Origin of the sequence: Actinomadura craniellae (genome assembly GCF_003289645.1) — a bacterium.
Classification (GTDB): Bacteria; Actinomycetota; Actinomycetes; order Streptosporangiales; family Streptosporangiaceae; genus Actinomadura_D; species Actinomadura_D craniellae.
The window spans coordinates 1-3525 of the sequence record NZ_QLYX01000033.1; the positions used below are offsets into that span (position 1 = coordinate 1).

Consider the following 3525-nt stretch of genomic DNA (forward strand, 5'->3'; position numbering starts at 1 on the left):
GTGGTGTGGTGGAAGTGGACGGGGTGTCGGAGGTTGCGGTACCAGTAGTCGGCGTCCAGGTGGGGGCCGGTGATGGGTTGGGTGGTGAGGGCGGAGTAGAAGGGGATGGTGGGGGTGGTGGGTTGGAGGTCGGCCAGGTCGGTCAGGATGCGGTCGCGTAGGGGTTGGATGTGGGGGGAGTGGGAGGCGTAGTCGACGGGGATGCGGCGGGCGTCGATGTCGTGGTGGGTGCAGTGGTGCAGGAAGGCGTCGATGGTGGGGGGGTCGCCGGAGACGACGGTGGCGTTGGGGCCGTTGATGGTGGCGATGGTCAGGTGGTGGTAGGGGCCGGTGAGCAGGTCGCGGGTTCGGTCGGCGGGGAGGGGGATGGCGGCCATGGCGCCGGTGCCGGCCAGGGTGGTGAGGGCTTGGGAGCGCAAGGCGATGACGCGGGCGGCGTCGGGCAGGGTGAGGGCGCCGGCGATGTAGGCGGCGGCGATCTCGCCTTGGGAGTGCCCGACGACCGCGGCGGGTTGTACTCCGTGGGATTGCCAGAGTCGGGCCAGCGATACCGTCATCGCGAACAGCGCGGGCTGGACCACCTCCACCCGTTCCAGCGCCGGCGCCCCGGGCCGCTCCTGCAGCACCTCCAGCAACGACCACCCGGTCAGCGGGTCCAGGTGCTGCGCACACGCCTGGATCTGCTCAGCGAACACCGGGAAGGACTCCAGCAACCCCGCCGCCATCCCCGGCCACTGCGCCCCCTGCCCCGGAAACACAAACACCACACCACCAGCACCAGCACCAGCGGCAGTACCGACCGCAACCCCGGCACTACCAGGGGTCCCGGCACCAGCCCCACCAACGGTCCTACCAGGGGTCCCGGCACCGGCTCCGGCATCAACGGCCTTATCGGCCACCGTCCCACCAGCAGCAGTCCCACCAGCGGCCTCGGCGGCGGTCCCACCAGCGACGGCGCCGTTAACGGTGCCGGTGGTGGTGCCGGTGATGACCGCCGCGGACGGCCGGCCCGCCGCCAGATCCCGCAACCCCTCCAACAACTCACCCCGACCCGCACCCACCACCACCGCCCGATGCGCGAACGACACCGACCGACCCACCACCAACGACCGGCCCACCCCGTACGCCGACACCTCCGGCCGCTCGGCCACCCACCCGGCCAACCGACCCGCCGACTCCACCAACCCCGCCCCCGACTTTGCCGACAACACCCACGCCACCGCGGAGTCCGCACCGTCGGGTGTCTGGATCTCGCTCGACGTCTGGTTGCCGGACGGGGTTGGGGATTTGGCCTGGCCGTTGGGTGAGGCGGAGGTCTCGGGTGGGCTTTGGAGGATGAGGTGGGCGTTGGTGCCGCTGATGCCGAAGGAGGAGATGGCGGTGCGGCGGGTGGGACTGTCGTGGGGCCATGGGGTGGGTTGGGTGAGCAGCTTGATGTTGCCGCTGTCCCAGTCGGCGTGTGGGGTGGGTTCGTCGATGTGGAGGCTGGCGGGGAGGTGGCCGTGCCGCATCGCGGCGGTCATCTTGATGACGCCGGCGATGCCGGCGGCCGCTTGGGTGTGGCCGATGTTGGACTTGATCGACCCCAGCAGGAGCGGCCGGTCGGTGGGTCGGTGTTGCCCGTAGGTGGCCAGCAGGGCGTGGGCTTCGATGGGGTCGCCCAGCCGGGTGCCGGTGCCGTGCGCTTCGACGGCGTCGATCTGGTCGGGGGTGAGCCCGGCGTTGGCCAGGGTTTGGCGGATGACGCGTTCCTGGGACGGCCCGTTGGGCGCAGTCAACTGGCTACTGGCGCCGTCTTGGTTGACCGCCGACCCGGCGATTACGGCCAGGATGGGGTGGTTGTGGCGTTGGGCGTCGGAGAGGCGTTCCAGGACGATGATGCCGGCGCCTTCGCTCCAGCCGGTGCCGTCGGCGGCGGCGGCGAAGGGTTTGCAGCGCCCGTCGGGGGCCAGGCCGCGTTGGCGGCTGAACTCGATGAACACGTTCGGGGTGGACATCACCGTCACACCCCCCGCCAACGCCAACTCGCACTCACCGTTACGCAGCGCCTGAGCGGCCAGGTGAATGGCGACCAACGAAGAGGAACAGGCCGTGTCGATAGTGACCGCGGGCCCTTCCAAACCGAGGGTGTAGGCGATACGGCCAGAGGCGACGCTGCCGGTACTTCCGGTGAGCAGTTGCCCCTCGAACTTCTCGGGAATGGGGTGCAGCCGGGAGGCGTAGTCGCTGTAAATGACGCCGGCGAAGACTCCCGTCGGGGTGCCGCGGAGGGTGGCGGGATTGATGCCTGCGCGTTCGATGGCTTCCCAGCTGGTCTCCAGTAGCAGTCGCTGTTGCGGGTCGATCGTGGCTGCTTCCCGGGGTGAGATGCCGAAGAATTCGGCGTCGAAGTGGTCGGCGTCGTAGAGGAACCCGCCTGCCCGGGTGTAGCACTTACCGGCCTGATCTGGATCCGGGTCGTACAGCTCCTCCACCGGCCACCCCCGGTTGGCCGGGAACTCCCCCATCGCGTCCCGGCCGGCACGGACCAGCTCCCACAACTCCTCCGGCGAAGTCACCCCACCGGGATAGCGGCACGCCATGCCCACCACGGCGACCGGTTCATCAGTCCCAGGCTCGGCTTCGAGCAAACGCTGACGGGTCTGGTGGAGTTCCGCCGTCACTCGCTTGAGGTAACTCCGGAGTCTGTCTTCACTCTTCATACGAGTTCAGTCTTTCGAGGAGTCGGCCGGATGAGAATTCAGATCCCAAGCTCGTTATCGATGATGTTGAAGACTTCTTCGTCGCTGGCGGACTCGATCCGGGCGGTCAGAATCGAGGAGGATTCCTCCTCCGCGAGGTCCCGTTCATGAGTCCCATTGAGCTTCAGCAGAACATCATGCAATCGGCTGGTCAGTACTACTCGATCTGCCTCGGAAATCTTCTGCAGAGTGGATTCGAGCTTCCCGATTTCCGCGAGTACGACCTCGTATCCGCCCGGCTCCGAGGGTGCGAGCCGGGCGTGGAGGTACTGTGCGAGATCGGCGGGGGTGGGATGGTCGAAGACCGCGGTGGTCGTGAGTTGCAGCCCGGTGATGGCATTGAGGCGATTGCGGAGTTCGACGGCGGTGAGGGAGTCGAGTCCCAGGTCGAGAAAACCGCGCAGGGGATCGATCTTGTCAATTGAGCCGTGCCCCAGAACCGCGGCCACTTGGTCGCGCACCGCCTTGAGAAGCAACTGCACCTGATCGGACGCGGGCAGTCCAGCCAGTTGCTGTGGCAAGGAAGGCCGGCCATTGGCGCGGGAGCCGTTGGCGGCCGCAGGGCGTATTGCCGCGTGCTTGCCGAACAGATGCCGCAGTAGCGGCGATAGAAGCCTCGGATCGGCCTGGCGTTGCTGGGCGAGGTTGGTGATGGCGAGGTGGGGGTGGGTGTGGTGGGTGAGTGTGTGGGTGAGGGTGGTGGTGGCTTGGTGGGTGGTGAGGGGGGTGATGCCGAGGTTGGCCAGGCGTGTGTGGTCGGTGGTGGTGAGGTTTTGGGTGAGGT

Annotated in this window: 2 protein-coding genes and 1 pseudogene; all 3 read right to left on the minus strand. The window is 67.8% G+C overall.

Annotated features, from left to right (window positions below):
* Window positions 1-2558 (minus strand): type I polyketide synthase (locus DPM19_RS34635; RefSeq protein ID WP_325050324.1); only part of this gene is annotated, 2558 nt, incomplete at its 3' end.
* A gap of 75 nt (window positions 2559-2633) precedes the next feature.
* Window positions 2634-2702, minus strand: a pseudogene (locus tag DPM19_RS37125) (polyketide synthase docking domain-containing protein); the annotation flags it as partial.
* Between the two features lie 38 nt (window positions 2703-2740).
* Window positions 2741-3525 (minus strand): phosphopantetheine-binding protein (locus DPM19_RS34640; RefSeq protein ID WP_233511123.1); only part of this gene is annotated, 785 nt, incomplete at its 5' end.